3 protein-coding genes are annotated in these 3081 nt (G+C 46.9%); 2 read left to right on the top strand and 1 reads right to left on the bottom strand.

All coding sequences use genetic code 11. The features are described from left to right. Nucleotides 1-447, top strand: a 447-nt coding sequence (locus ABNT28_RS10640; RefSeq protein WP_348721580.1) for a BCCT family transporter, incomplete at its 5' end; no start/stop codon positions are given. Between the two features lie 185 nt (nt 448-632). Then, entirely contained in the window at nt 633-2033 is a 1401-nt protein-coding gene (locus ABNT28_RS10635; RefSeq protein ID WP_348721579.1) for a Glu/Leu/Phe/Val dehydrogenase, read from the top strand. A 35-nt stretch (nt 2034-2068) separates the two neighbouring features. Here the strand turns inward: ABNT28_RS10635 and ABNT28_RS10630 are convergent, their stop codons facing one another. Then, on the bottom strand, nt 2069-2983 hold the full coding sequence (locus ABNT28_RS10630; RefSeq protein ID WP_348721578.1) for a histone deacetylase: 915 nt from the start codon (nt 2981-2983) through the stop codon (nt 2069-2071). Nucleotides 2984-3081: the final 98 nt, after the last annotated feature.

Genomic DNA, 3081 nt, shown 5'->3' with positions numbered 1-3081 from the left:
TTTACCTTTGTCGGTGGTACAGCCATTGATCTCGAACTCAGAGGGATTGCTGGTGGCCAAATCATGGAAGCAGGCATTTCATCACAGTTATTTGAGATGATAAACATTATGCTTTCACCTGCACTGGCAACAGCAATGTCCGTTGTGATTGTTGTTTTGCTACTGACCTTTCTCGTTACATCGGCGGACTCGGCTGTTTTGATCATTAATACGATTGCCGCCGGGGGTGATGCCTCACAAAAAGGCAATGTCCATATCATTACATGGGGTGCAGCATTAACACTGGTTATCGCCGTTTTGCTTCTGGCAGGTGGTTTGTCAGCCATCAACACAGCGATGATCATTGGTGCCTTGCCATTTTCCTTTGTGATGGCTTTGATGGGCATTTCCTTGCTTAAGGCGCTCATCAGAGATGCTATGCGTGAAAATTTAAAAGCCAAAGAATAACGCATTCACGCATTATGCTTGTAATCCAACTAAAGCAAACAGTCCCAGAAGAACGTCATAATTCTGGGACTGTTTGCTTGTTGAAAAGGTAGATTGTTTTCTAACTCATGTCATGTCATGTTCTGATGAAACGGTTGCTGTTTGTACATCTTATCGTTCAACATCATCTAAACAGGTAGACTATTATGAGTGACAATGAATTTCTTAGATCCATCGAGGATAATTTTAAAAAGGCAGCGTCATTTCTGGATTTGGATGATGGATTGGCCCATAAAATAATGATAACCAATTCCACTTATGTAGTCCGATTTGGCGTCCGTTTGCGTGGATCGCTTCATACTTTCACCGGATATCGTTCAGTGCATTCTGAACATTTTGAACCAGTAAAAGGCGGCATTCGATTTAACGAACATGTGTCACAGGAAGAAGTCGAGGCACTAGCTTCCCTCATGACATATAAATGCGCTCTCATGGAAATACCATTTGGCGGTTCAAAGGGCGGCTTAATCATAAATCCGTCCGACTGGAATGAAACAGAACTTGAACGCATCACCCGCCGCTTTACTCAGGAGCTGGCTAAACGTGATCTTATCCACCCGTCACAGAATGTCCCGGCTCCTGATGTTGGAACTGGTGAACGTGAAATGGCGTGGATGGCTGATGAATATAAGCGCCTCAATCCCACCGATTTGCATGCGTGGGCCTGCGTTACGGGTAAACCAGCTGGCAAGGGTGGTATAGCTGGCCGCACCGAGGCAACTGGCCGCGGTGTTCAATATGGCTTGCAAGAGTTTTTTCGTCATAAAATCGATGTTGAAAAGACTGGCCTATCCGGCGATCTCAAAGGCAAACGCATCATCATCCAGGGTCTTGGTAATGTTGGCTATCACGCCGCCTTGTTTCTGAGTACAGAAGACGGTGCATTGATTACCCATGTTCTGGAACGTGGCGGTGCCATCGTCAATGAAAACGGTATCGATATTACGGCGTTGCGCGCTCATATCATGAAAAATGGGACTGTTGAGGGCTTTGACGGCTTCGTAAAAAGTGGCATTGAGATGCTGGAAGCTGATGCTGATATCCTGATACCTGCGGCAATGGAACTTGTGATTACCGAGGATAATGCCCCGAATATAAAAACGCCCCTGATTATTGAGGCCGCAAATGGTCCCATTTCTGCCAAAGGCGATGCCATAATCCGTGACCGCGGCATCGTTGTAATTCCTGATCTATATGCAAATGCTGGCGGTGTCACGGTTAGCTACTTTGAATGGATCAAAAATCTGACACGTATTCGGTTTGGTCGCCTGCAGCGTCGGCAAAGCGAAAACCATTTTAATGCCATTATCAGCGGTGTTGAAATGATGACTGGCAAGCCTTTTCCTGATGATTTGCGTGATCGTGCCCTGACAGGAGCGACCGAGCTTGATCTGGTGCGCTCTGGCCTGGAAGATACAATGCGGCAAGCCTATATAGACATCAGCGCTGAATGGAATGCCAATCCTGAAATCCCTGATTTACGCACAGCAGCCATGAAAATTGCTGTTCAGCGTGTGTCTTCTAGCTACAGTTCGTTGGGCATCTGACCAGACGAACTGACATAGTGCTAAAAGCATTTCGGCTAACAGCAATATCGCGCATAGGCATCAACGCTTGCTTTGAAAATATGCGCATGGCGGTTCATAAGTGCGGCTACATCCTTGTCATAACCACCGCCTATGACCGTGGCCACAGGAATATCTTGTGACAGAAAATGTTTCAGAACCATATCGTCTCTGGCGCGCAGACCATCATCAGTAATATTAAGATAGCCAAGTCGGTCATCTATATGGACATCAACGCCCGCATCATAAATGACAATATCTGGGCGCATAATGTTTGCCAGTTTTGACAATGTATCACCAAGGATAGCAAGGTAACCGTCATTATCGAGGCCAGAGTCAAGCTCGACATCAAAGTCACTTATTGCCTTACGCGCAGGATAATTTCTAGCGCAATGCAATGATACGGTTACGGCTCGTTCCTCATGCGTCAGCATCCGCGCGGTGCCATCACCTTGATGCACATCGCAATCAAGTATCAGCACCCGATTTATATCCGGCTCATCTAGTAAATTGACCGCGGCAAAAGCAATGTCATTAAACACACAAAAACCAGCCCCATGGCCATAATGCGCGTGATGCGTACCACCGGCAGCATGACATGCAAGCCCATGTTCAAGCGCCAACTTCGCCGTCATCAACGTGCCATTGGGAGCCAGAAAAGAACGTCTCGCCAAAGCCTCACTCCATTCAAAGCCAAGTACACGCAGAGCATCTGACGCAATCGTACCATTACTGATTGAAGTGACGTAGTCCGGATCATGAATGCTTGAAACAGCCGCAACGCTGGCTGGGGTTGGATTTACCTGGGTGAATTCTGACAGAACGCCTGCAGATTCAAGATGGCTTATTAGACGGGTAAACTTGCTGGCTGGAAACCGATGCCCCTCGGCTAGGGGAATATCATAATCAGGGTGCGTTACGAGATGAAGCATAAAGAAACGATCAGTAAATGGTAAAACCCGCATTCAAATATATGAACGCATACATCCCAAAAATGGCGATTCCGGGAGGACTCGAACCCCCAACCTGC

This window comes from uncultured Candidatus Puniceispirillum sp., from assembly GCF_963979125.1.
Lineage (GTDB): Bacteria > Pseudomonadota > Alphaproteobacteria > Puniceispirillales > Puniceispirillaceae > Puniceispirillum.
Note: the sequence above shows the minus strand (reverse complement) of the source record. Positions and strands in the feature narration are given on the sequence as shown.